This is a genomic window from Agrococcus sp. TF02-05, from assembly GCF_017565345.1.
In the GTDB taxonomy this organism is placed as follows: Bacteria; Actinomycetota; Actinomycetes; order Actinomycetales; family Microbacteriaceae; genus Agrococcus; species Agrococcus pavilionensis.
In genome coordinates, this window is the sequence record NZ_JAGEKO010000002.1 from 1 (window position 1) to 23,190 (window position 23,190).

At 74.5% G+C, this 23,190-nt stretch carries 31 protein-coding genes and 1 tRNA gene; 9 read left to right on the top strand and 23 right to left on the bottom strand.

The window, feature by feature from the left end; translation table 11 throughout:
• The 9 genes from JQT67_RS02895 to JQT67_RS02935 all read right to left on the bottom strand — a co-directional run.
• A partial coding sequence (locus tag JQT67_RS02895; protein ID WP_208063437.1) for a serine/threonine-protein kinase occupies window positions 1-604 on the bottom strand: 604 nt, incomplete at its 3' end.
• Window positions 605-702: 98 nt separating this feature from the next.
• Window positions 703-930 carry a hypothetical protein gene (locus JQT67_RS02900; protein WP_208063438.1) on the bottom strand — a complete coding sequence of 76 codons (228 nt, stop codon included), beginning with the start codon at window positions 928-930 and terminating at the stop codon, window positions 703-705.
• Between the two features lie 62 nt (window positions 931-992).
• The gene (locus tag JQT67_RS02905) at window positions 993-1,439 is read right to left on the bottom strand and encodes a pilus assembly protein TadG-related protein (protein ID WP_208063439.1); all 447 of its coding nucleotides are present in this window, start codon (window positions 1,437-1,439) and stop codon (window positions 993-995) included.
• Complete coding sequence (locus JQT67_RS02910) at window positions 1,436-1,921, bottom strand: TadE family protein (RefSeq protein ID WP_208063440.1); 486 nt, start codon at window positions 1,919-1,921, stop codon at window positions 1,436-1,438. Before JQT67_RS02910 ends, JQT67_RS02905 begins: the two co-directional genes overlap by 4 nt.
• Window positions 1,896-2,276: a TadE/TadG family type IV pilus assembly protein gene (locus JQT67_RS02915; RefSeq protein WP_021064962.1), complete on the bottom strand. Its 381-nt coding sequence runs from the start codon at window positions 2,274-2,276 to the stop codon at window positions 1,896-1,898. Before JQT67_RS02915 ends, JQT67_RS02910 begins: the two co-directional genes overlap by 26 nt.
• Complete coding sequence (locus tag JQT67_RS02920) at window positions 2,276-2,464, bottom strand: hypothetical protein (RefSeq protein ID WP_208063441.1); 189 nt, start codon at window positions 2,462-2,464, stop codon at window positions 2,276-2,278. The genes JQT67_RS02915 and JQT67_RS02920 overlap by 1 nt, the downstream gene beginning before the upstream one ends.
• 10 nt (window positions 2,465-2,474) lie before the next feature.
• Complete coding sequence (locus JQT67_RS02925) at window positions 2,475-3,410, bottom strand: type II secretion system F family protein (RefSeq protein ID WP_208063442.1); 936 nt, start codon at window positions 3,408-3,410, stop codon at window positions 2,475-2,477.
• The gene (locus tag JQT67_RS02930; RefSeq protein ID WP_208063443.1) at window positions 3,407-4,264 is read right to left on the bottom strand and encodes a type II secretion system F family protein; all 858 of its coding nucleotides are present in this window, start codon (window positions 4,262-4,264) and stop codon (window positions 3,407-3,409) included. Before JQT67_RS02930 ends, JQT67_RS02925 begins: the two co-directional genes overlap by 4 nt.
• The gene (locus JQT67_RS02935) at window positions 4,261-5,493 is read right to left on the bottom strand and encodes a CpaF family protein (RefSeq protein ID WP_208063444.1); all 1,233 of its coding nucleotides are present in this window, start codon (window positions 5,491-5,493) and stop codon (window positions 4,261-4,263) included. The genes JQT67_RS02930 and JQT67_RS02935 overlap by 4 nt, the downstream gene beginning before the upstream one ends.
• A gap of 130 nt (window positions 5,494-5,623) precedes the next feature.
• Between JQT67_RS02935 and JQT67_RS02940 the strand changes: the two genes are divergently transcribed.
• Both JQT67_RS02940 and JQT67_RS02945 read left to right on the top strand, forming a co-directional pair.
• Window positions 5,624-6,514: an alpha/beta hydrolase gene (locus JQT67_RS02940; RefSeq protein ID WP_307864179.1), complete on the top strand. Its 891-nt coding sequence runs from the start codon at window positions 5,624-5,626 to the stop codon at window positions 6,512-6,514.
• 20 nt (window positions 6,515-6,534) lie between these two features.
• Window positions 6,535-6,924: a glyoxalase/bleomycin resistance/extradiol dioxygenase family protein gene (locus tag JQT67_RS02945; protein ID WP_021064961.1), complete on the top strand. Its 390-nt coding sequence runs from the start codon at window positions 6,535-6,537 to the stop codon at window positions 6,922-6,924.
• Here JQT67_RS02945 and JQT67_RS02950 read toward each other — a convergent pair.
• From JQT67_RS02950 to JQT67_RS02970, 5 genes are all read right to left on the bottom strand, one after another.
• Complete coding sequence (locus tag JQT67_RS02950; protein ID WP_208063445.1) at window positions 6,870-7,850, bottom strand: hypothetical protein; 981 nt, start codon at window positions 7,848-7,850, stop codon at window positions 6,870-6,872. The two genes, JQT67_RS02945 and JQT67_RS02950, sit on opposite strands and share 55 nt — an antisense overlap.
• A 46-nt stretch (window positions 7,851-7,896) precedes the next feature.
• The gene (locus JQT67_RS02955; RefSeq protein WP_208063446.1) at window positions 7,897-8,619 is read right to left on the bottom strand and encodes a flavodoxin family protein; all 723 of its coding nucleotides are present in this window, start codon (window positions 8,617-8,619) and stop codon (window positions 7,897-7,899) included.
• 86 nt (window positions 8,620-8,705) lie between these two features.
• On the bottom strand, window positions 8,706-9,479 hold the full coding sequence (locus JQT67_RS02960) for an SDR family NAD(P)-dependent oxidoreductase (RefSeq protein ID WP_208063447.1): 774 nt from the start codon (window positions 9,477-9,479) through the stop codon (window positions 8,706-8,708).
• Between the two features lie 76 nt (window positions 9,480-9,555).
• Window positions 9,556-10,419, bottom strand: coding sequence for a 3-hydroxyacyl-CoA dehydrogenase family protein (locus JQT67_RS02965; RefSeq protein ID WP_208063448.1), 864 nt, complete (start codon window positions 10,417-10,419; stop codon window positions 9,556-9,558).
• 80 nt (window positions 10,420-10,499) lie between these two features.
• The gene (locus JQT67_RS02970) at window positions 10,500-11,300 is read right to left on the bottom strand and encodes an SDR family oxidoreductase (protein WP_208063449.1); all 801 of its coding nucleotides are present in this window, start codon (window positions 11,298-11,300) and stop codon (window positions 10,500-10,502) included.
• A 70-nt stretch (window positions 11,301-11,370) separates the two neighbouring features.
• Here JQT67_RS02970 and JQT67_RS02975 point away from each other — a divergent pair.
• Both JQT67_RS02975 and JQT67_RS02980 read left to right on the top strand, forming a co-directional pair.
• Window positions 11,371-11,453: transfer RNA gene (locus JQT67_RS02975), tRNA-Leu, on the top strand.
• Between the two features lie 24 nt (window positions 11,454-11,477).
• Window positions 11,478-12,200, top strand: a complete 723-nt coding sequence (locus JQT67_RS02980) for a DedA family protein (protein ID WP_208063450.1) — start codon at window positions 11,478-11,480, stop codon at window positions 12,198-12,200.
• A 24-nt stretch (window positions 12,201-12,224) separates the two neighbouring features.
• On the opposite strand, the gene JQT67_RS02985 is transcribed toward JQT67_RS02980, so the two are convergent.
• From JQT67_RS02985 to murI, 7 genes are all read right to left on the bottom strand, one after another.
• Window positions 12,225-12,878: a metal-dependent transcriptional regulator gene (locus tag JQT67_RS02985; protein ID WP_208063451.1), complete on the bottom strand. Its 654-nt coding sequence runs from the start codon at window positions 12,876-12,878 to the stop codon at window positions 12,225-12,227.
• A complete protein-coding gene (locus tag JQT67_RS02990) occupies window positions 12,859-13,719 on the bottom strand; it encodes a metal ABC transporter permease (RefSeq protein WP_208063452.1) in 861 nt (286 codons plus the stop codon). Before JQT67_RS02990 ends, JQT67_RS02985 begins: the two co-directional genes overlap by 20 nt.
• Complete coding sequence (locus tag JQT67_RS02995; protein ID WP_208063453.1) at window positions 13,716-14,462, bottom strand: metal ABC transporter ATP-binding protein; 747 nt, start codon at window positions 14,460-14,462, stop codon at window positions 13,716-13,718. The genes JQT67_RS02990 and JQT67_RS02995 overlap by 4 nt, the downstream gene beginning before the upstream one ends.
• Window positions 14,459-15,349: a metal ABC transporter solute-binding protein, Zn/Mn family gene (locus tag JQT67_RS03000; protein WP_208063454.1), complete on the bottom strand. Its 891-nt coding sequence runs from the start codon at window positions 15,347-15,349 to the stop codon at window positions 14,459-14,461. The genes JQT67_RS02995 and JQT67_RS03000 overlap by 4 nt, the downstream gene beginning before the upstream one ends.
• A gap of 174 nt (window positions 15,350-15,523) precedes the next feature.
• Window positions 15,524-16,153 (bottom strand): RdgB/HAM1 family non-canonical purine NTP pyrophosphatase, encoded by a 630-nt coding sequence (gene rdgB / locus JQT67_RS03005; protein WP_307864180.1) that lies wholly within the window; start codon window positions 16,151-16,153, stop codon window positions 15,524-15,526.
• A complete protein-coding gene (gene rph, locus JQT67_RS03010; protein ID WP_208063455.1) occupies window positions 16,150-16,872 on the bottom strand; it encodes a ribonuclease PH in 723 nt (240 codons plus the stop codon). Before rph ends, rdgB begins: the two co-directional genes overlap by 4 nt.
• A 10-nt stretch (window positions 16,873-16,882) precedes the next feature.
• Window positions 16,883-17,719, bottom strand: a complete 837-nt coding sequence (murI, locus tag JQT67_RS03015) for a glutamate racemase (RefSeq protein ID WP_208063456.1) — start codon at window positions 17,717-17,719, stop codon at window positions 16,883-16,885.
• A gap of 110 nt (window positions 17,720-17,829) precedes the next feature.
• On the opposite strand from murI, the gene JQT67_RS03020 reads away from it, so the two are divergent.
• Genes JQT67_RS03020 through JQT67_RS03035 form a run of 4 tightly spaced genes read left to right on the top strand, consistent with a single transcriptional unit; the run spans window position 17,830 to window position 20,931 of the window.
• Window positions 17,830-18,663, top strand: coding sequence for an ABC transporter ATP-binding protein (locus JQT67_RS03020; RefSeq protein ID WP_208063457.1), 834 nt, complete (start codon window positions 17,830-17,832; stop codon window positions 18,661-18,663).
• Window positions 18,660-19,301, top strand: coding sequence for an ABC transporter permease (locus tag JQT67_RS03025; protein WP_208063458.1), 642 nt, complete (start codon window positions 18,660-18,662; stop codon window positions 19,299-19,301). The genes JQT67_RS03020 and JQT67_RS03025 overlap by 4 nt, the downstream gene beginning before the upstream one ends.
• Window positions 19,298-19,996, top strand: a complete 699-nt coding sequence (locus JQT67_RS03030) for an ABC transporter permease (protein WP_208063459.1) — start codon at window positions 19,298-19,300, stop codon at window positions 19,994-19,996. The genes JQT67_RS03025 and JQT67_RS03030 overlap by 4 nt, the downstream gene beginning before the upstream one ends.
• Entirely contained in the window at window positions 19,993-20,931 is a 939-nt protein-coding gene (locus JQT67_RS03035; RefSeq protein WP_208063460.1) for an ABC transporter substrate-binding protein, read from the top strand. Before JQT67_RS03030 ends, JQT67_RS03035 begins: the two co-directional genes overlap by 4 nt.
• Here the strand turns inward: JQT67_RS03035 and JQT67_RS03040 are convergent.
• Window positions 20,928-21,488, bottom strand: a complete 561-nt coding sequence (locus tag JQT67_RS03040) for a GNAT family N-acetyltransferase (RefSeq protein WP_208063461.1) — start codon at window positions 21,486-21,488, stop codon at window positions 20,928-20,930. The two genes, JQT67_RS03035 and JQT67_RS03040, sit on opposite strands and share 4 nt — an antisense overlap.
• A 74-nt stretch (window positions 21,489-21,562) precedes the next feature.
• On the opposite strand from JQT67_RS03040, the gene JQT67_RS03045 reads away from it, so the two are divergent.
• Window positions 21,563-22,852: a nicotinate phosphoribosyltransferase gene (locus JQT67_RS03045; protein ID WP_208063513.1), complete on the top strand. Its 1,290-nt coding sequence runs from the start codon at window positions 21,563-21,565 to the stop codon at window positions 22,850-22,852.
• A gap of 6 nt (window positions 22,853-22,858) precedes the next feature.
• On the opposite strand, the gene JQT67_RS03050 is transcribed toward JQT67_RS03045, so the two are convergent.
• A complete protein-coding gene (locus JQT67_RS03050; RefSeq protein ID WP_208063462.1) occupies window positions 22,859-23,137 on the bottom strand; it encodes a DUF3039 domain-containing protein in 279 nt (92 codons plus the stop codon).
• Window positions 23,138-23,190: the final 53 nt, after the last annotated feature.

The window sequence follows — 23,190 nt, forward strand, 5'->3', positions numbered from 1 at the left end:
TCATGACGCAGCCGAGCGCGTAGAGGTCGGTCGCGGGCGTCGCTCTGCCTCCGTCGGCCTGCTCGGGCGCCATGTACGCGGCGCTCCCGACGATCGTCGAGGTCGCGGTGAGCTGCCCGCTCGTGCCCTCGACGCTCGCGATCCCGAAGTCGACGACCTTGAGCCTGCCCGAGGCGTCGAAGACGAGGTTGGCCGGCTTGATGTCGCGGTGCACGATGCCGATGCTGTGGATCGCCGCGAGCGCCGCCGCGGTCTGCTCGGCAATCTCGACCGCCCGGTCGATCGGCAGCGGCTCCCCGCCCTCGAGCAGCTCCGCGACGGCGGGGCCGGGCAGCAGCTGCATCACGAGGAAGGCGGTGCTGCCGTCGGTGCCGGAGTCGAAGACCGTCACGACGTGCTCGTGCGCGAGCGCAGCGGCAGCGCGGCCCTCGCGCCGGAAGCGCTCGGCGGCGCTCGGATCGCTGCTCGAGCTGAGGTCGACCGTCTTCACGGCGACCTCGCGCCCCAGCACCCGGTCGAGCCCGAGCCACACCTGCCCCATGCCGCCGAGGCCGAGCGGGCGCACGAGCTCGTAGCGCGACGCGAGCACCGTCCCGGGGATCATGTCCCCCATGATCCCGACCGCTCCTGAACGCGGCGATGGAGTTCCCTCAGGGGTCGCGCGGCGCGGGCGCCGCGGCGCGGGGTGGAACCGTCGGCGCGCTACTCGTCGCGGCGCAGCTCCTGGCGGGCGGCGAGGTCGTGGGCGATCGCCGTCGCCTCGTCGCGCAGCTCGTCGTCGCCGAGCTCGCCCGACTGCACCTGCTGCACGAGCCGCCGGAACGCGGGGTTCTGCATGAGTGCCTTGAGCCCGTCCGCGGCGCGCTCGGGATCGTCGGTCGGCAGGCTCGCGGCGGCGGCGTCGAAGTCGATCTCGGGCTGCTCCTGCATGCCGGGAGCGTAGCGCGAGCGCGCGGAGCGCGCTTCGTCGCGCAAGCCGTCTGACGGCGCGCTCAGTCGACGAAGACGGCGCGGGCCGTCGCGGTGACGTCGAGCCGCAGGCCCTCGGGCAGCAGGAGCGAGACGACCGGCGGGCGCCACGAGCTCGAGACGGAGACCGTCGCGCTCCGGGCGTCCGCGCTCACGCCCTCGACCCGCACGGCGTCGAGCTCTCCCGCGGCCTCCGCCGCCCAGGCCGCGGCCGCGCGCTGCACCGCAGCGTCGGCGAGCTCCGGCGCCGCCGAGGCGCCGTCGAAGCGGACCTGCTCGAGCGCGAACGCCTCCGCGGCGGCGAGCGCCGCGCCGTCGGCGACCGTGAAGAGCCGCCGGCGCTCGACGAGCATGCTCGTCGCCGCGGCGACCGCGAGCACGAGGGCGAGCGCGAGCGCCGCGAAGCCGATCGTCAGCACGAGCGTCGATCCTTCCTCCTCGTGCGCGAGCCGCGACCGCGCGCGCCTCACGGGGAGCCGCCGAAGGCCGAGACCGGTTGGCTCGCGAGCGCCGAGACCGGCACGCCGACGCCCGCCCCCAGGCGCAGGCCCGGCGGCGCGAGCGGGAGCGGCACGGTCGCGTCGAGCCTGACCGAGACCGTGCCGCGCGGGGTGTCGCACGCGTCGGGCGCGGGGTCGCACGCGATCGCGACCCGCACCGCATCGGCGGAGAGCCCCGCGTCGGCCAGCGCGACGCGGATCGCCCGATCGGCCGCGGCCATGCCGTGCTCGTGCGAACCGGACTGCGCGATCGCCCGCGCCGCGTGGCGCGCGCCGCCCTCGATGCCCAGCACGGCGTGCTGGATCTGACCGAGCGCGAGCACGAGGTAGACGAGCGGCACGAGCAGGATGACGCCGACCGTCAGGAACTCGATCGAGGCGGAGCCGTCCTCGGACGCGAGCCGATGGCGGCCGGTCGCGCGCCGCTCAGCCGAGCGATTCCACCGGTGCATGACCGGCGACCTCCAGCGCGACGGGGCCGACGAGCCCGAGCATCGGCAGGGGCGCCGCGACGCGGATCTCGATGGTCTCGAGTCCTGCGACGACGGCGCTCGAGGCGCTCACCCGCTCGGCGTAGCCGGGGCCGATCGCGGTCGTGATGAGCTCGCGCGTGCGCTCGACGCCGGCCGCGGCATCCGAGCCGAGCAGCGAGGCGTGCCGCGCGCCCTCGGCCGCCGCATCCGCGACGGTCGCGCGCACGTGGAGCGCGAGCGAGAGCTGCATGACCGACAGCACGAGCACGACGAGCAGGCCCGCCACCATGGCGAACTCGGCGACCGCCGATCCGCGCTCGTCGGTCAGCCGCATCAGAAGCTCGTGACGCGCTCGATCGCCTGCTCGAAGACGCCCTGGAGCGCGGGGCCGGCGACCGTCCACAGCACGATGACGAGCCCGGCGGTCATCAAGGTGACGAGCACCCAGCCGGGCACGTCGCCGCGCTCCTCCTCGCGCAGCCGCCCGACGAGCCGGGCGAAGCGGTTGCTGATCGTGGACATGGCTCCTCCTTCAGAATCCGACCTGCAGCACGTGGATGCCCGGCCACAGCGCGAACGCGACCGTCGTCGGCAGCAGGCCGAAGACGAGCGGCACGAGCATCGAGATCTCTTTGCGGCCGGCTGCCTCGAGCAGGTCGCGCTTCGCGGCGTCGCGCGCGTCGAGCGCTTGCGCCTGGAGCGTCTGCGCGAGCGGCGTCCCGCGCTCGAGCGCCCCGCGCATCTGGTCGACGCTGCGGGTGACGCCGGGATGCGCGAGCTCGTCGGCGAGCGTCCCGAGGGCGGCCGAGAGGCTCGAACCGGCCGCCGCGTCGGCGACGACGCCGGCGAGCTCGCGCCCGAGCGCGCTGTGCCCCGCGGCTCCGACGCGGCGGAGCGCGTCCTGCAGCCCCTCGCCGGCGGCGAGGCTCAGCGAGAGGAACTCGAGGATCGAGGGCAGCTCGCTCGAGATGCGCTCGAGTCGGCGCTTCGCGCGCCGCTGCAGCAGCCGGTCGACGGCGAGCGCGCCGGTCGCGGCGCCGAGGACCGCGAGCGCGGCGGGCAGCGCGATCGGCCCCCGCTGGAGCGCGCCCGCGATCCCGAGCGCCGCGCCGACGGCAGCGCCGACGAGCGCCCACCGCAGCTGCCGAGCCCGGTGCTCGGCGACCGAGCCGCCGTCGGCGGCTTGCCGCAAGCGGCGGCGGATCCCCTCCGGCGCACCGAGCACCGCGTGCAGGAGCGGCGCGACGCGGTCGCCGATCGGCGAGGCGACGGCACCGACGACGCGCGCGGGGTCGACGCGACGCCTCGCGACCAGGTCGCGCGCGCCGGGCGAGACATCGAGCACGTACGGGGCGACGCGATGCAGGAGCAGCGGTCGGCGCAGGATCGGCACGAGGCTCACGAGCAGCCACAGCCCGAGCCCGAGGGTCCCGCCGAGCAGGAGGCTCCAGCCGGCTTCGCCGCTCACGCGAACCACCGCGTCTCGACGGGGAGCGCGCCGATGCGCAGCATGACCCGATAGGCGATGAGCGTCACGACCGCGCCGCCCGCGATGAGCAGCAGGCCGCCCGGCGCGTTGTACGCCTGCGCCGCCTCCGGTCGCGTCGAGAGGATGAGCAGCACGATCCACGGCGCGGCGACGCCGAGCCTGGCCGCGCTCACGACCCAGCTCTGCCGCGCTTCGAGCTCGCCGCGGGTTGCGAGGTCGGCCCGCAGGTAGGCCGCGAGCTCGCGCAGCACCGTCGTCACCTCCGTGCCGCCGACCTCGCGGGCCATCCGCAGCGTCTCGAGGATGCGGTCGGCGACGGGGTCGGCGAGCCGGTCCTTCACGCGGTCGAGCGCGTAGGCGAACGAGCCGGTCGCCCGGTGATCCGCCGCGAACGCCGCGAACGCGGGCCGGGTGAGCTCGGGCCCCGCGCGCTCGAGCTGCGCGACCGCATCGGACAGGGCGAGCCCGCTGCGCACGGCCGAGACGAGGTGGTCGACGACGTCGGGCCAGACGCGGGCCTGCGCGCGCTCGCGGCGCTTCGCGCGCCAGCGGACCGCGAGCGCGGGCGCGGCGCCGCCCGCTGCGAGCGCGGCCGCCGCGACGGCGACGGCGGGTACGAGGGCGAGCGCCACCCCTGCCGCGAGCACCGCGGCGACGATCGAGGCGGCGGCGAGCGCGAGCGGCGGCACGCCGTCGAGCCCCGCGAGCGTGAGCCGATCGAGGGCACGGGCGCGAGGGCGCGGGTCCGGCGCTCCCGTGCGCCGCGGCCACAGCCACGGGCTGACGGCGAGCAGGAGGCCGAGGCCGAGGGTCGCCCCGAGCAGCCACGTCATGCGCGCGCTCCCACGAGCAGCGCGACGGGATCGACGCCGACGGCGGCGAACTTCGCGGTGCGAGCGGGATGCGAGCCGGTGGGCTCGAGGAGGCCGTCGCGGAGGGCGAAGAGGGTCGACGCCTCGATGACGCCGGCGGTCGCCTGCCCCGTCGGCGCCAGGATCTCGACGGCCCTGCGATTGCCGCGCGCGTCGATCGCGAGGTGCACGACGAGGTCGATGCACTGGGCGACCGTCGGCACGACGAAGCCCGCGTCGATGTTGCGGCCGGCGAGCAGCGGTAGGGTCGTGAGCTTCGCGAGCGAGTCGCGCGCGGAGTTCGCGTGGATCGAGCACATCCCCGACACCCCGCAGTTGAGGGCGACGAGCAGGTCGAGCGCCTCCGCCTCGCGCACCTCGCCGACGACGAGCCGATCGGGCCGCATGCGCAGCGACTCCTTCACGAGCCGCCGCAGCGAGATCTCCCCGGTGCCCTCGAGCGAGGGCTGGCGGCACTGCAGCGCGACGATGTCGTCGACCGGCGGATCGAGCTCGAAGGTCTCCTCGACCGTGACGACGCGCTCGCCCGGCCGGACGCTCGCGAGCAGCGCGTTGAGCATCGTCGTCTTGCCCGCGTGGGTCGGCCCCGAGACCAGGATGTTGCAGCCGGCGACGACGGCGTGGCGCAGGAACTGCGCCGCCTGCTGGCTGAGGGCGCCGCGATCGACGAGCGCGGCGAGCGACGCGAGGCGCCGCGAGAACTTGCGGATGTTGATCGACATCGCGCCGCGCGCGACGTCGCCGCTCGCGACGTGCAGCCGCGAGCCGTCGGGCAGGGACGCGTCGACGAACGGCGTCGAGAGGTCGACGCGGCGCCCGGTCGTCGACAGCATCCGCTCGACGAGGTCGCGCACCTCGAGCTCGGTGAGCCGCAGCGGCAGCGGCTCGCTCACGCCGCCGCGCGCGCAGAAGACGCGCGAGCCCTGGTTGATCCAGAGCTCCTCGATCTCGGGATCGTCGAGGTAGGGCTGGAGCGGCCCGTAGCCGCGCACCGCCGCGAGCACGTCGCGCTCGGCCTGCCGCTCGTCGGCGAGCATCGGCACGCTGCCGCCGAGCGAGCGCTCGGCGTAGGAGCGCACCGCATCGCGCACGTAGCGCTCGGCGAGGTCGCCGGAGCGCGCGAGGTCGATGCCGTCGCGCCGCACCTTCGCCCGCACGGAGGCGGTGATCTCGGCGACGGCCTGGTGCATGCGAGCCAGTGAAGCCCAAGCGGGCGCGGCGCCTCGGAAGTTGTCCACAGCGACGCTCGACGGCTCGGTGCGGCGAGCGGATGCGTCCCACTAGGCTCCGGGGACGGGCACCGGACGAGCGGGGTGGGCAGTGGGCATCGAGGCGACGCGCACCACCGTCGCGCTGCCCTGGGGACCCGTCTCCTACCTCGAGTGGGCGCCCCCCGCCGGCGCCGACGCATCCGTCGTGGTCCTGCTCCACGGTGGCGGGCTCGACTCGGCCTGGCTGTCGTGGGGCGAGGTGGGCGGCGAGCTCGCCGCAGCGGGCCACCGCGTGCTCGCGCCCGACCATCCCGGCTACGGGCACAGCCCGCGCGCCCCGTGGCGAGCGACGCAGGATCGCCTGCTCGGCTACGTCGCGGCGTTCGCGAGCGCGCTCGGCCTCGAGCGGTACGCGCTCGCGGGGCTTTCGCTCGGCGGTGGGCTCGCGATCGGGCACGCGCTCGAGCACCCGGATCGCGTGCGCGCGCTCGTGCTGCTCGGCAGCTACGGGCTGCAGCCGACGCTCGTCGAGGGGGCGCTGCGCGTGCCCGCGCAGCTCGCGAGCTGGGCGGCGCTCCGCACCGGCGTGCTGCAGGCGGCGACGCGCGCGTCCGCGCGCGACCGGCGGCTCCTCGAGCGCAGCCTGCGGCCCGTGCTCCGCGATCCCGCGCGGCGCTCGCCCGAGCTGCTCGACGCGGTCGCCGAGGAGGCCCGGCGGGGCTCGGGGCTCGAGGCCTTCGCCGAGTGGCAGCGCGCCGAGGTGGGCCTGCGCCGCCAGTCGACCGACTACAGCGCGCGCCTGCCGCGCATCGAGGCGCCGACGCTCTTCGTGCACGGCGGGAGCGACGCGGGCGTGCCCGCGGCGGTCGCCGAGCGCGCGGCCGCGTCGATGACCCACGCGCACGCGCTCATCGTGCCGGGCGCCGGGCACTGGGTGCAGCGTGACCGGCCCGACGTCGTCGTGCCGGCGATGATCGACCACCTGGCGTCGCTCGACTGAGCGCGCATACGATGCCGCGCATGGCGGTGCAGCGCAGCTTCCCCATCCTCCGCACGCGCGATCTCGAGCGGCTCGAGGCGTTCTACGCCGCCGCGCTCGACGCCCGGCGCACCTACGCCTTCGAGGACGACGGCCGCGTCGTCTACGTCGCGCTCGAGGTCGGGGCGTCGACCGTCGCGATCGGCCTCGAGCCGAGCGCCGGCCCGCCCGAGGCGGCGCTCTGGATCTACGTCGACGACGTCGACGCCGCCTTCGACCGGGTGCTCGAGCGCGGCGCGACCGCGGTCGCCCAGCCCGAGCGCATGCCGTGGGGCGAGCGCGTCGCGCAGGTGCGGGACCCCGACGGGATGCTGCTCTACCTGGGTGCCGAGGCGTCCGGCGCGGCGGCTTCGGACGCAGCCACGGACTGAGCCTCGCCGTCGGCCCAGCGCAGCACCCGCAGCGCCTTGAGCGTGATCCACCGGCTCGGCTCCCCCGCCGCGCCGTAGTCGACGACCGCGTCGCCGCCGTGGACGACGTCGGCCGCCCACGTGCCGTCCTGCCGGCGCTTCGAGCGCACGAGCTCGATCGCCTCCCGCATCCGCTCGTCCACCCGGGCGCCGACGGCGCGGAAGTGCTCGAGCGCGCGCAGCACGTCGTACTCGTGCCGGGGCGGGAAGGCGAGCTGCACGTAGGTCGGCTTCGGGATCTCGCCCGTCGCGCGCCGTCGCATGAGGCCGCGCTCGAGCAGGTACTCCTCGCCGCTCTCGCGCGCCTCGCGCACGCGCGGGTCGTCGTGCTCGCGCTCGAACGCGGCGAGCGCCTCGAGCACGCCGATCGTGGTGTCGAACGACGAGCGCACCGAGCCCCGCTCCTGGTCGCAGTTCCAGCCGCCGTCGGCCATCCGCTCCCCCAGCAGCCGCTCGACGATCGGGTCGACCTCGACGCCGAAGTAGAGCGCGTTCGTCACGAGCGCGGCGTTGATGCACGGCTCGACCTCGCCCTCGAAGAACGGCTCGTCGTCGTACTCCCAGCGCGTCACGCGCGCGACGTCGGCGATCGCCTCGCGCACGGCCGGATCGGCGGGATCGACCCCGAGCAGCCGGAGCTCGGTGAGCACGTGGGCCGTCGAGGTCCAGGGCTGGCCGGGTAGTACCGGCTCGGCCTTCGGGAAGTGCGCGCCGCCCGCCCACTGGCCGTCGGGGCCGCGCGCCGCGAGGAGCGCCGCGCCCCAGCCCTCGCGCGCGACGCGCGAGCGCTCACGCGCCACCGCATCCGGGCCGGCGTCCTCGAGGTCCTGCAGCACCTGCCACCGGATCGCGGGGTCGCCGCCCAGCAGCCACGTCGTCGTGTCCATGCGGGGAGCATGCCGCACGCCGCCCACGCGCGCCAGGCGGCGCGCGTCAGCGATGCTCGGGATTGTGGAACCCGAAGCGGTTCCCCCGCTCCCACGCGTTCCGGTCGTTGCCCTCGTTCGGGATGCCGCCGCGCAGCATGCGCGCGAAGTGCAGCAGGTTCCACGCCATGATCGTGATGTTGCGGTTCGTGAAGTCGTTGTCGGCACCCGCGAGCGAGCCGTCGTCGAGCTCGTCGCCGTAGGAGGGTCCCGGCCCCGCTTCGCCCACCCAGCCGGCGTCGGCCTGCGGCGGGATCGTGCAGCCGAGGTGCTGCAGCGCATAGACGAGCTCGCGAGCGACGTGCTTCATGCCGTCCTCGTTGCCGCCGACGAGGCATCCGCCGACCTTGCCGTAGAAGATCGACTGGCCGTGCTCGTTCAGCTCTCCCGACTCGGCGTAGAGGCGCTCGACGACGCGCCGCATGACGCTCGACGCGTCGCCGAGCCAGATCGGCGTCGCGAGCACGAGGATGTCAGCGGCGAGCACGCGCTCCCACAGCCCGGGCCACGCGTCCTCCGCGGCGCCGTGCTCGGTCATGTCGGGCTGCACGCCGGGCGCGATCGCGTGGTCGACGGCGCGCACGACCTCCACCTCCACGCCCTGCTCGCGGAGGATGCTCGCGCTCGCCTCGATGAGGGTGTCTGTGTGGCTCGCCTCCGGCGAGGGCGTGAGCGTGCCGTTGAAGTAGAGGGCACGGATGGGTCGGGGCCGGTCGGCTGCATCGGTCATCGCCCGACCGTGGCACGCGAAGCCGGGAGCGACCTCCGAGGACGCTCCCGGCCGGATCGATGCGCCCGCGGTCGCGGGCGAGCGCGTCACATGGCGCCGGTGTAGCCGCCGTCCACGTGGATCGTCGTGCCGGTGACGTACGACGAGGCGTCGCTCGCGAGCCACAGGCTCGCCTGCGCGATCTCGCGCGGCTGCGCGAAGCGGTGCAGCGCCGAGAGCTGCTTCGGGTACTCGACCGGGTCGAGCCCGAACTGCTCGATCGCGCCCTGCAGCATGGGGGTGTCGACGGCGCCCGGGGCGACCGAGTTCACGCGGATGCCGTGCGGGCCGTTCTCGACCGCGGCGGTCTTCGTGAGCGCGTTCACGCCGTGCTTCGCGGCGTTGTAGGCGACCGTCTGCGGCTGCACGCGGAAGCCCGAGGTCGAGGAGATGTTGACGATCGAGCCGCCCTCGCCCTGCGCGAGCAGCTGCCGCAGCTCGTACTTGAGCGTGAGCGCCGTGCCCTTGAGGTCGACGGCCATGAGGCGGTCCCAGTAGTCCTCGTCGATCTCCGAGACGAGGTTCTGGTCGGGCGTGAGCGCCGCGTTGTTGACCGCGACGTCGAGCCGGCCGTAGCGCTCGACGGCCGCCGCGACCATCGCCTCCACCTGGTCGGCCTTCGAGATGTCGACCTGCACGAACTGCGCCTCGCCGCCGCCGGCCCGGATGTCGGCCGCCACGGCCTCGCCCTTCTCGGCGTTGAAGTCGGCGACGATCACCTTCGCCTTCGCCTCGGCGAACAGCCGGGCGGTCGCCTCGCCCATGCCCATCGCGGCACCGGTCACGATCGCGACCTTGTCCTGCAGCACCGGGTACGTCATCTCAGATCCCTCCGTCTCGTCGATCCGCGACCGCTCGCGCGGCCGCAGTCCTCGATGCAACGTCCGGCGGCTCGATCTATTCCGAATTTGAAATTCCTGCGCGCGCCTCGAGCAGCGCCGCGAGGCGCGCCGCGAAGCGCGCGGACGCATCCGCGTCGCGGTCGAGGAAGCCCCGGCCGGTCTTCGCCCCGAGGTCGCCGCGCTCGACCCGCTCGCGCAGCATCCCGGGGGCGGCGGATGCGTCGCCGAGCGTCGGGAGGATGCCGTCCGTCACGCTCGTCCACACGTCGAGCCCGCCGAGGTCCATGATCTCGAAGGGGCCCGCGAGCGCCCAGCGCGGGCCGAGCCCCGCGGTGACGACCGCGTCGACCTGCTCGTGCGTCGCGACGCCGCGCTCGACGAGGTGCATCGCCTCGCGGTAGAGCGCCGCCTGCAGCCGGTTGGCGATGAAGCCCTCGACCTGCTGCGCGAGCGGCACCGCCGTCTTGCCCGCCGCGGCGAGCAGGGCGACCATCCGGTCGACGGTCTCCGGCGGGGTCGCCGGCCCCGGCACGACCTCGACGAGCGGCACGGTGTCGGCGGGGTTGAAGAAGTGGGCGATCACGAGCCGGGAGGGATCCCGCATGCCGGCCGCGAGCGCATCCGCGCCGATCGACGAGGTGTTGGAGGCGATCACCGCGCCGTCGTTCGCCGCCTCGACCTCCGCGAGCAGCGCGAGCTTGAGGTCGAGCCGCTCCGGCGCGGCCTCGAGCACGATCGTCGCGCCCTCGACGGCTGCGGCGACGCTGTCGTGCGCGGTGCCGCCGGCCGACTCGGCCGCAGCGGTGGCCGCCTCGGGGCGCACGTCGAAGACCCGCACGTCGTGGCCCGCTCGGCCGAAGACTCGCGCGATGCCCGCGCCCATGATGCCCGCGCCCAGCACGGCGATCGACTCAACCACGGCAGCCTCCCCGATCCGGCCGGCGCCGGTCCCCTCCGACGATGCCACAGCGGCGCGGGCGCGGCGATCGGCGTCCCTGATCAGCCCGCGTTCGCGTCGCTCGTCGGCTCGAGCCGCCCCTCGTCGTCGCGCCGATCGAGCCGCGCCATGCTCCAGCCGCCCATGAACCGGTCCGGGATGAGCGGCACGAGCGGCGCCGTGAGCCGGTAGCGCCAATCGCTCACGACGACGCTCCGCCCCTTCCGGAGGCCGCGCAGCCCCTCGCGGGCGGTCGCCTCGACGCTCGCCCAGATGATGTCGGGCGTGCCCGACCGGTCGATGCCGAGCCGCTCGTGGAACTCCGTCTTGAGGAAGCCGGGCAGGAGCGCGGTCGCGCGGATGCCGTCGGCGCGGTACCGCGCCGCGATCGAGCGGGAGAAGGTGATCGCGTGCGACTTCGCCGCCGAGTAGGTGCCGTTCGGCATGCGCCCGGCCATGCTCGCGACGGTGAGGATGCCGCCCCGGCCGCGCTCGAGCATGCCGGGGAGCGCGGCGTGCACGAGCCGCATGGGCGCCCACACGAGCAGGTCGAGCAGCCGCCGCTCCTCGTCGACGCCCGAGACGTGGAAGTCGGCGAGGATGCCCGTGCCCGCGTTGTTCACGAGCACGTCGATCGGGCGGGCGCGGTCGGCGACCCGCGCCGCGACCCGCTCGAGGTCGGCGGCGACCGTCAGGTCGGCCGCGAGCACCTCGGTCTCGACCGGGAGCGACGCCGCGACCGCGCGGAGCCGCTGCTCGTCGCGAGCGACGAGCACGAGGGAGAAGCCGTCGGCGGCGAGCTGGCGCGCGAGCTCCGCGCCGAGGCCCGCCGTCGCGCCGGTCACGAGCGCGCGCATGTCCATGCCGCCACTGTCGCAGACGCTCCCGAGCGCCGCCTGCGCATCCCGCGCCCCGCTACGCTGGAGCGACCACGCGGGAGTGGTGGAATTGGCAGACACGCAGGATTTAGGTTCCTGTGCCCTCGTGGCGTAGGGGTTCAAGTCCCCTCTCCCGCACTGCGATCGCCCTAGGAGCCGCCCGTGCCCCCGCTCACCGCCGAGTTCCTCATCGATGTCGAGGGGCTCATCTCGGGCGCGGGACCGTGGGCGCTGCTGCTCGTGTGCGCGATCGTCTTCGTCGAGACGGGCCTGCTCGTCGGCTTCCTGCTGCCGGGCGACACGCTGCTCGTGATCGCCGGGGTCCTCTCCTACACAGGCGTCATCCCGCAGCCGATCTGGCTCGTCATGCTCTGCATCTGGGCGTGCGCCGTCGCCGGCGACCAGCTCGGCTACCTCATCGGCCACAAGGCCGGGCCGCCGATCTTCCAGCGCCGCTCATCCGGCCTCTTCTCGCATCGCACGATCGAGCGCACGAACCGCTTCTTCCTCAAGTACGGCGCCGCCGCGGTCATCATCGCCCGCTTCATCGGCATCGTGCGCACCTTCATGCCCGTCGCGGCGGGCGTGGGGCGGATGCCGTGGCCGCTGTTCCTGCGGCTCGACGTGCTGGGCGGGCTGCTGTGGGGCGCGGGGCTGCCGCTGCTCGGGTGGGGCGTCGCCCACATCCCCGGCGTCGCGGAGGTCGTGACGCAGTACATCGACGTCGTGCTGCTCGGGGTCGTCGGCATCGCGGTCATCGCGATCGCGTGGCACGCGATCCAGTCGCGGCGCGAGGTGGCGCGCGAGATCCGCGAGGGCACCGCAGCGGGCCCGGTCGAGACCCTCGACCTCTCGGGCACCGGCGCGGCCGGCCTCGAGCGCTGACGCCTCCCGGCCCCGCGCGGGCGCTCAGGCCGCGAGCCAGATGGCGCGCGCGACGTCGGGGCCGACATCGACGGTGCCGCTCCCGGACCGCACCTGCATCGAGCCGGAGTAGGGCTTGACGCCGAGCACCGTGAGCTGCGCGTCGAGCGCGATGCCGGCGTCGGCGAGGAAGCGCAGCATCGCGGGGTCCTCGTCCGAGATGCGCACGACCGCGCCCTCGTGGCCCGCGGGGGCCTCCGCGAGCAGCACCGCGTCGGGGCGCCGCACGGTGCCGTCGGCGCTCGGGATGGGGTCGCCGTGCGGATCGCGCTCGGGATCGCCGAGCGAGGCGGCGATCGACTCGAGCAGCCGGTCGCTCAGCGCGTGCTCGAGGATCTCGGCCTCGTCGTGCACCTCGTCCCACTCGTAGCCGTGCCGCTCGACGAGCCACGTCTCGACCACCCGGTGGCGCCGCACCTGCCGCACCGCGAGCCGGCGGCCCTCGGGGGTGAGCTCGACCGCGCCGTACGGGCGGTGGTGCACGAGCCCGGCCGCCGCGAGCTTCTTCACCATCTCGGTCACGGTCGAGTTCGCGAGCCCGAGCCGCGTGGCGAGCTGCGAGGGCGTGACCGGCTCGGGCTGCCACTCGGTGTGGTGGTAGATCGCCTTGACGTAGTCCTCAGCCGCTGTCGACCGCATGCCGCCTCGCTCTCGCCCACCGGATGACGAGCCCCCGTCGGGACCCGAACAGCAACGCTAGCCCGAAGGCGAGCCCTTGCGAGAGCACGACCGCGCCGCCCGGGGAGATGTCGAGCCAGAAGGCGCCGAGCAGCCCCACCATCGACGCGACGACCGTGATGCCGACCGACCAGGCGAGCAGCGCATCCCACCGCACCGCGATGAGCGACGCCGTCGCGCCGGGGATGACGAGCATCGCGACGACGAGGATGATGCCGACCGCCTGCAGCGCCGTGACGACCGTGAGCGCGAGCGCGCCGAGCAGCACGGCGTGCAGCAGCTTCGGCCGCAGCCCGATCGCGTGCGCGTGGCCCGGGTCGAACGCGACGAGCGTGAGGTCGCGGCGCAGCACGAGCAGCGCGACGCACACGATCGCGCCCACGATGAGCACCTGGGCGATGTCGGCGTCCGAGACGCCGAGCACGTTGCCGAAGAGGATGTGCTGCAGGTCGGTCTCGGCGGGCGTCACGGAGACGATCACGAGCCCGAGCGCGAACAGGGTCGTGAAGACCACGCCGATCGCCGCATCCGCCTTGATCCGGGAGGCCGCGCGCACGCCGCCGATGAGGGCGACCGCGCCGATGCCGAACACCGCCGCGCCGAGCGCGAACGGCAGGCCGAGGATGTAGGCGAGCGCGACGCCCGGCAGCACCGCGTGCGAGACGGCGTCGCCCATGAGCGACCAGCCCATCTGCACGAGCCACGTCGACAGCAGCGCGCACGCGACCGCGGCGACGAGCGTGACGAGGATCGCGCGCAGCATGAAGTCGTACGTGAAGGGCGCGAGCAGGACGTCGATCATCGCTCGCCCGCCGCTCCGGCGCCGAAGGCCTCGGCGATGCGCTCGGGGCTCAGCACTTCATCGGGCGGGCCCTGGTGCAGGAGCCTCCCCCGCAGCAGCAGCACGTCGTCGACGAGCTCGGCGACGCCCGAGAGGTCGTGGTGCACGATGACGACCGTGCGCCCGCGCTCGCGGAGCCCCCGCAGCACCTCGACGATGCGGGCCTCGCTCGAGCGGTCGACGCCCGCGAAGGGCTCGTCGAGCAGCAGCAGCTCGGCGTCCTGCGCGATCGCGCGGGCGACGAACGCGCGCTTGCGCTGGCCGCCCGAGAGCTCGCCGATCTGCCGGTCGGCGAGGTGCGCGATGCCGAGCAGCTCGAGCGCCTCGGCGACGGCGGCGCGGTCGTCCGCGCGCGGGATGCGCAGGAGCCCCATGCGCCCGAAGCGGCCGGTGGTGACGACGTCGCGCACGGTCACCGGGAAGTCCCAGTCGACCGACTCGGCTTGCGGCACCGACGCGACGAGGCCCGCGCGGCGCGCCTCGGCGGGCTTCCGGCCGAGTATCCGCACGGTGCCCTCGTGCGGCACGCGCTCGAGGATCGCGGCGAGCATCGACGACTTCCCCGAGCCGTTGACGCCCACGAGGCCCGTGATCTCCCCCGATCGGATGCGTGCCGTCACGTCGACGAGGGCACGCACGTCGCCGTAGCGCACCCCGAGCCCCTCGACGACGATCGCGTCGTGCGCTGCTGCCGTACCGCTCATCCGCCCAGTCCTCCCAGGATCGCCTCGATGTCGTGCTCGACGAGCGCGAGGTAGGTCGGCGCCGGCCCGTCGGATGCCGAGAGCGAGTCGACGTGCAGGCTGCCGTCGAAGCGCACGCCCGCGTCGCGCGCGATCTGCTGCTGCGTGCCGGGGTGCGTCGTCGACTCGCAGAAGACGGTCGGCACCTGCCGCTCCTCGACGATCGCGGCGACCTCGGCGATCGATTGCGGCGTGCCCTGGCCGCCCGCGTTCACGGGCCACAGGCTCGCCTCGTCGAGCCCCGCGTCGCGAGCGAGGTAGCTGAAGGCGCCCTCGCACGTGATGAGCACGCGGTGCCGTTCGGGGAGCCGCGCGACGCCGTCGCGGAGGCGCTCGCCGAGCGCGTCGAGGCGCGCGGTGAGGGCCGCGGCGCGCTCGTCGATCGCGGCGCGCTCGGCGGGCACGAGGTCGCCGATCGCGACGCGGAGCGCCTCGACGTAGCGCGCGCCCTCGGCGGGCGCGACCCACGCGTGCGCGTTGGGGTTGCCGGCGTAGTGGCCGGTCTCGATCGCGATCGGCTCGACGGCGTCGCTCAGCACGACGCGGGGCGCATCCTGCCGCTCGAGGAGGGTCAGCAGCCAGTCGTCGATGCCCCAGCCGTTCACGACAACGAGGTCGGCGCCCTCGGTGCGGACGAGGTCGCCGGGCGTCGGCTCGTAGTCGTGCACCTCGACGCCCGGCCGCGTGAGCGACTCGACGCGCGCGGCGTCGCCCGCGACCTCGCGAGCGATGTCGGCGATCACGGTGAAGGTCGCGAGCACGAGCGGGCGCTCGTCGGCGGCGGGCGCCGAGGGCGCGGGCGACGCGCAGCCCGCGAGCGCCGCGACGGCGAGCGCAGCCGCCGCCATGACGGCACTCCTTCGCCGCACCGCATCCCAAGATTTCGGCATACCGAAATCATGGCGCTGGATCGCGCGCCGCGCAAGCCGACTCGACCCGCCCTCGCCGATCCGACCCGTTGCAACGGACCGGGTCAGCGAGAGCGGGTCGAGTGGAGGCGTCCGGGTGCGAGCACGGATCGGCTAGGCGCGCTGGATGCGCTCCGCGAGCGCGGCGAACGCGATCCGGCGGTGGCTCAGCGCGTCCTTCTCGTCGGCGCTCAGCTCGGCCGACGAGCGGCCGCCGCCGTCGTGCGGCACGAAGATCGGGTCGTACCCGAACCCGCCCTCGCCGCGCGGCGCATCCGCCACCTCGCCCGCCCACTCGCCGCGCACCGCGAGCTCGCCGTCGGCGTCGACCCACGCGGCCGCGCACACGAAGCGCGCGCCGCGGTCGGCGTGCTCGGCGAGATTTGCGAGCAGCAGCTCGAGGTTGTCGCGATCGTCGCGCGTGCCGGCGTAGCGGGCGGAGTGGATGCCGGGGGCGCCGCCGAGCGCGTCGACCTCGATGCCCGAGTCGTCGGCGATCGCCGGCAGCCCCGTGCGCTCGTGCGCGGCGCGCGCCTTGATCAGGGCGTTCGCCTCGAAGGTGTCGCCGTCCTCGATCGGCTCCGGGCCGTCGTCGGGCAGCAGCTCGATGCCGGGCAGGAGCGGCGCGAGGATGCGCTGCAGCTCCTCGACCTTGTGGGGGTTGCGGGTCGCGACGACGACCTGCAGGCCGCCGCCGCGCGGGTCGATGCCCGTCGAGCCGAAGCCCGTGTCGACGGGGCTCACGCGAGCGCCTCGCGCTGGAGCTCCGTCAGCCGGGCGGTGCCAGCGAGCGCGAGGTCGAGCAGCGCGTCGAGCTCCGAGCGGTCGAAGGGTGCGCCCTCGGCCGTGCCCTGCACCTCGACGAGCAGCCCGCGCCCGGTCGCGACGACGTTCATGTCGGTGCCGGCGCGCACGTCCTCGAGGTAGTTCAAGTCGAGCGTCGGCTCGCCGTCGACGATGCCGACCGAGACGGCCGCGACCGAGTCGACGAGCGGCTTCGCGCTCCTCGGCACCCGGCCCTGCGCCTGCGCCCACGCGACCGCGTCGGCGAGCGCGACCCACGCGCCCGTGATCGCGGCGGTGCGCGTGCCGCCGTCGGCCTGCAGCACGTCGCAGTCGACCGTGATCGAGAGCTCGCCGAGCGCCCGCATGTCGACCCCGGCGCGCAAGGACCGACCGACGAGCCGCGAGATCTCGTGGGTGCGCCCGCCGACGCGCCCCTTCACGCTCTCGCGATCCATCCGCTCGTTCGTCGAGCGCGGCAGCATCGCGTACTCCGCGGTCACCCAGCCCTTGCCCTTGCCGGCCATCCAGCGCGGCACGGTCGGCATGACGGATGCGGTGCACAGCACGCGCGTGCCGCCGAACGAGATGAGGGCGCTCCCTTCGGCCTGCGCGCTCCAGCCCCGCTCGATCGTGACCTCGCGCAGCTGATCGAGCTGCCTGCCGTCCTTGCGTGCCATGGTCTCTCCTTCAGTCGGTGCGGCCGGGCAGCTGGATGACCCCGGTCTGGTGGAACTCGACGTGCGTGACCTCCGGCCCGAGGAAGCGGCGCGCGAGCCGCAGGAACGGCTCCTGCGCCTCGGTCGTCGCCTCGAACTCGTAGGTGGGCGTCGCGTCGACGGGCGCGAGCATGCGCCGGTCGCTCAGCATGCGGTAGACGTCGCCCGCCGTCTCCTCGGCGCTCGAGACGAGCCGCACGTCGGGACCGGCGACGTAGCCGATCGCGCCGGCGAGCAGCGGGTAGTGGGTGCAGCCGAGCACGAGGGTGTCGAGGCCCTCGGCGAGCAGCGGCTCGAGGTACTCGTGCGCGGCCTCGAGCACCTCGTCGCCGGTCGTCACGCCCGCCTCGACGAACTCGACGAAGCGCGGCGCGGCGCCGGCGGCGACGTGCGGCACCCCAGCGGCGGCGAACGCGCGCTGGTAGGCGCCGGAGCCGATCGTGCCGGCCGTGCCGATCACGCCGATGCGGCCGGAGCGGCTCTGCGCGACGGCGGCGCGCACGGCGGGATCGATGACCTCGACGACGGGGATGCCCATCCCCTCCTCGTAGCGCTCGCGCGCGACGTCGAGGGTCGCGGCGGAGGCGGTGTTGCACGCGATGACGAGCATCTTCACGCCTTGCGCGACGAGCGTGTCGAGCACGTCGAGCGCGAGAGCCCGCACCTCGGCCTGCTCGCGCGGACCATAGGGGCCGTTCGCGGTGTCGCCGATGTAGGTGATCGACTCGGCCGGCAGCTGGTCGATGAGCGCCCTCGCCACGGTGAGCCCGCCGACGCCGCTGTCGAAGACTCCGATCGGGCGCTGCACGACGGCAAGCCTAGTCGTGGCGCGTTCACGGGCTGCTCGTAGGCGCGACCGGAGAGGATGTCGCCGGCGGGCGGTATCGTCATCCCTCCGCGAAGGTGAGGAGAACCTGCGTGATCGAGTTCGACGCGGTGCGCAAGGAGTACCCGGGCGGCACCGTCGCGGTCGCCGGCTTCAGCCTGCGCGTGCCGTCGCACTCGGTCGTCGCCCTCGTCGGCTCCTCGGGCAGCGGCAAGACGACGCTCCTGCGCATGGTGAACCGCATGATCGAGCCCACGTCGGGCGCGGTCCGCATCGACGACGTCGACGTGCGCTCGCTCGACCCCGTGGGCCTGCGCCGCTCGATCGGCTACGTGCTGCAGGCGGGCGGCCTGCTCCCCCATCGCACGGTCGCCGACAACGTCGCGACCGTGCCCGTGCTCGCGGGGCGCTCGCGCCGCGAGGCGAGGGCGGATGCGCTCGGCCTCCTCGAGCGCGTCGGCCTCGACCCAGCCCTCGCCGACCGCTACCCCGCACAGCTCTCCGGCGGCCAGCAGCAGCGCGTCGGCGTCGCGCGGGCGCTCGCCGCCGATCCGAACATCCTGCTCATGGACGAGCCGTTCGGCGCGGTCGACCCGATCGTGCGCGAGCAGCTGCAGGCCGAGCTCCGCGCGCTGCAGGCCGAGCTCGGCAAGACGATCCTGTTCGTCACCCACGACGTCGACGAGGCCTTCGCGCTCGCCGACGAAGTGGTCGTGCTGCGCGCGGGCGCCGCGATCGCGCAGCGCGGCACGCCGACCGAGATCCTCGCCGCCCCCGCCGACGACTTCGTCGCCGCCTTCGTGGGCGCGGGCACCGCGCGCCGCACCCTGCGCATCCGCGAGCTCGACGGGCGTCGCATCGTCGTCGACGGCGACGACCGCCCGACGGGCGTGCTCGCGGCCGACGCCCGCGTGGACGCGCCGTGACGTGGCTGAGCCAGAACCTCCACATCGTGTGGGGGCTACTGGCCGATCACCTGCTGCTCTCGGTGCCGCCGATCCTGCTGAGCCTCGTCATCTCGGTGCCGCTCGGGCGGCTCGCGGCCGGGAGCCGCCGCTGGCGCACGCCGCTGCTGACCGGCACGGGCCTCCTCTACGCGATCCCGTCGCTGCCGCTGTTCATCATCATCCCCGCGATCACGGGCTTCGCGCTCCGCTCGCCCGCGACGATCATCACCGCGCTCACGCTCTACGGCTGCGCGCTCCTCGTGCGCGGGGCGGCGGATGCGTTCGCGTCCGTCCCCGAGGACGTCCGGCTCGCGGCTGAAGCGACCGGGCACTCCCGCTGGGCGAGCTTCTGGCGGGTCGAGCTGCCGCTCGCCGGGCCCGTGCTGCTGTCGTCGCTGCGGGTCGTGGTCGTCTCGACCGTCAGCCTCGTGACGGTCGGCGCGGTCATCGGCATCGCGAGCCTCGGCACGCTCTTCACCGACGGGTTCCAGCGCGGCATCGAGGCCTCGATCCTCACCGGCATCGTGCTCACCGTCGTGGTCGCGGTCGTGCTCGACGCGCTGTGCGTGCTCGCGGGGCGCGCGGTGATGCCCTGGCGGCGGACGGTGGCGGCGTGAACCTGGTGCTCGACGCGCTCGCGTGGCTGCTCGACTCCGCGAACTGGGACGGGCGCGGCGGGATCGGCGCGCGCATCCTCGAGCACCTCGGGTTCTCGGCCGCGGTCGTGGCGGCAGCGTGCGCGATCGGGATCCCCGCGGGCGTCGCGATCGGCCACTCGGGCCGGGGCCGCTCGCTCGTGATCGTGCTGACGAGCGGTGCGCGCGCGCTGCCGACGCTCGGCCTCCTGACCATCCTCGGCCTCGCGCTCGGCATCGGGCTCGACGCGCCGTTCCTCGCGCTCCTCGTGCTCGCGCTGCCGCCCGTGCTCGCGGGCGCGTACGCGGGCGTCGAGTCGGTCGCGCGCGAGACCGTCGGCGCCTCGCGCGCGATCGGCATGACCGAGTGGCAGATCGTGCGCGGCGTCGAGCTGCCGCTCGCCGCGCCCGTGCTGCTCGGCGGCGTCCGCTCCGCCGCCCTGCAGGTCATCTCGACCGCGACGCTCGCCGCGTACGTCGCCGACACCGGCCTCGGGCGCCCGCTGTTCGAGGGCCTCAAGACGCAGCGCTACGACATGATGCTCGGCGCCTCGCTCCTCGTCGCGCTCCTCGCGCTCGTCGTCGAGCTCGGCTTCCAGCTCGTCCAATCCGCCGCGGCCCGCCGCGCCGAACCCCACCGCGCGCCGTCCGGCGCGAGAGAGAGGAGCTCCGCATGATCAGGACCACCACCCGCCGGGCGGCGATCGCCCTCGCCGCCGTCGGCACCGCGAGCGCCGTGCTCGTCGGCTGCGCGAGCGCCGACCCCCTCGCCGCGGACGAGAGCACCGCGCCCTCGAGCGGCGGCGACGGCACGACCCTCGTCGTCGGCTCCCAGGACTACTACTCGAGCGAGATCATCGCCGAGCTGTACGCGCAGGCGCTCGAGGACGCCGGCTACACGATCGACCGGCAGCTGCGCATCGGGCAGCGCGAGGTCTACGTGCCCGAGATCGAGTCGGGGGCGATCGACCTCTTCCCCGAGTACACGGGGCCGCTGCTGCAGTACTGGAGCCCCGACCCCGAGGAGCGGCTGACCGACGAGGTGTACGACGCGCTCGTCGCCGCGGCGCCCGAGGGGCTCACGATCCTCGACCAGGCCGAGGCGACCGACCAGGACTCGTACGTCGTCACGCGAGCGTTCGCCGACCAGTACGGGCTCGAGACGGTCGCCGATCTCGCGAACGTCGACGTGCCGCTCACGATGGGCGCGAACTCCGAGGCCGAGAGCCGCCCGAACGGCCCCGAGGGGCTCGCGAGCGTCTACGGCATCGAGGTCGGCTTCACCCCGATCGAGGACGGCGGCGGCCCGCTCACGATCCGCGCGCTGCAGGACGGCGACATCCAGCTCGCGATCGTCTACACCGCCGACCCGACGATCGCGCAGAACGACCTCGTCGTGCTCGAGGACACGGAGGGACTGTTCCTCGCCTCGCACGTCGTCCCGGTCGCGAGCGACCGCGTCGACGAGGCCGCGCAGGAGGTCGTGAACGGCGTCACCGCTGCGCTGTCGTCCGACGCGCTCATCGAGCTCAACCGGCGCAGCGTCGAGCAGCAGTCCCCGGCAGCCGACATCGCGCGCGCCTGGCTCGAGGAGGAGGGGCTCGTCGGCTAGCGCCGCAGCATGCGGTGCATCGGGATGCCGCCCCACGTCGGCCCGGTCGACACCCGCTCGTCGAGGTGCTCGAAGCCCCGCCGCTCGTAGAAGCGAGCGGCGCGGGCGTTGCCGTCGATGAGCCACAGGTAGTGGGGTCGCTCGTCGACGACCGCGTCGAACAGGGCCGCGCCGAGCCCGGAGCCGTGCATCTCGGCCGCGACGTAGAGCCGGTCGAGCTCGCGATCGGCCGGCGGCGGCACGAGGCCGAGCTCGCGCTCCCAGCGCGCCGGCGCGGGCCCGGCGGCGGCGATGCCGACGACGCGGCCGCCGCGCCACGCGATGCGGCGCACGGCCTCGCCCGGCTGGCCGAAGACGTGCGCGAGTCCCGCGACGTTCGCCTGCTCGAGGCCGCGGGAGCCGAAGTCGTCGGGCAGCTGCCCCGCGTAGGTGCGCTGCTGCTCGGCGACGAGGAAGCGGGCCCACGCCTCGGCGTCCTCCGGCCGGGGGGCCCGCAGCTCGACGCCCTCGGGCAGTTGTCGCTCGCTCGTCCGGGTGGGTCGGGTCTCGTCGCGCACCGGCCCACGCTACCGGCTCCCGGTCGCTCGCTCGGCGGTCGGCATAGGCTGGCGCCGTGACCGACACCGCGCTCATGACCGACCGCTACGAGCTGACCATGATCGACGCCGCGATGCGCTCCGGCACGGCGTTCCGCCCCTCGGCGTTCGAGGTCTTCGCGCGGCGCCTCCCGGGCGCGCGCCGCTACGGCGTGGTCGCCGGCACCGGTCGCTTCCTCGAGCGGCTCACCGAGTTCCGCTTCGGCGACGCAGAGCTCGCGTTCCTGCGCGAGCACGAGGTCGTCTCGCCCGAGCTGCTCGACTGGCTCGCCGACTACCGCTTCTCGGGCGACATCCGCGGCTACGCCGAGGGCGAGCTGTACTTCCCCGGCTCCCCGATCCTCGTCGTCGAGGGCTCGTTCGCCGAGGCGGTCGTGCTCGAGACCGTCGCCCTCTCGGTGCTCAACTACGACTCGGCCGTCGCGAACGCCGCGACCCGCATGGCGCGCGCCGCGAAGGGGCGACCGGTCGCCGAGATGGGCTCGCGCCGCGCGAGCGAGGAGTCGGCGATCGCCGCCGCCCGCGCCGCCTACATCGCCGGTTTCCGCGCGACGAGCAACCTCGCCGCGGGCGCCCGCTGGGGCATCCCGACGATGGGCACCGCCGCCCACTCCTTCACGCTCCTCCACGACTCCGAGGCAGAGGCCTTCCAGGCGCAGATCGACACCCTCGGCGTCGGCACGACGCTGCTCGTCGACACCTACGACATCGAGCAGGGCATCCGCACCGCGATCGAGGTCGCGGGCCCGAAGCTCGGCGGCATCCGGCTCGACTCGGGCGACCTCGACGAGGTCGCCGCCGAGGCGAGGGCGCTGCTCGACTCGCTCGGCGCGACCGAGACGCGCATCACCGTCACGAGCGACCTCGACGAGTACGCGATCGCGGCCCTGCAGGCGAGCCCGGTGGATGCGTACGGCGTCGGCACGAGCGTCGTCACCGGCTCGGGCGCGCCCGCGGCGGGCATGGTCTACAAGCTCGTCGCGCGGCAGGGCGACGACGGCGAGTGGGTCGGCGTCGGCAAGCGCAGCGAGGACAAGGCCTCGCGCCCGGGCGAGAAGGTCGCGGTGCGCACCCTCGAGGGCGGGATCGCGGTCGAGGAGACCGTGCTCGTCACCGACGACCCGCACGTGCTCGAGCAGGCCGCGACGCGCGGCCGCGCACTCCAGGTGCCGCTCGTCGAGCGCGGCGAGATCCAGGAGCGGTGGCTCGGCCCTGCGGGAGTCGAGCTCGCGCGCGAGCGGCACACCGCCTCGATCGACGAGCTCCCGGCGGAGGCGCACCGCCTCGCGCGGGGCGAGCCCGCGATCCCGACGGTGTTCCGCTGAGGCGGATTACTCCGCGCGCAGCTTCTCGTAGATCTCCTTGCAGGCGGGGCAGATCGGGAACTTCTCCGGGTCGCGCCCGGGCGTCCACTTCTTCCCGCACAGCGCGCGCACGGGCTTGCCCGTGAGCGCCGACTGCAGGATCTTCTCCTTCTTCACGTAGTGCGAGAAGCGGTCGTGGTCGCCGTCCTCGACCGACTCCTCGTTGAGCAGCTGCTCGAGCTCGCGGTCGAGCACGTCGGTGCTGCCGCCCGTGCCGACGGTGTCCGGTCCAGGGGTGAGGGTCATGCGAGCCATGATCCCACGCTCAGCCTCCTCCCGGCACGGTCGGGACACGATGA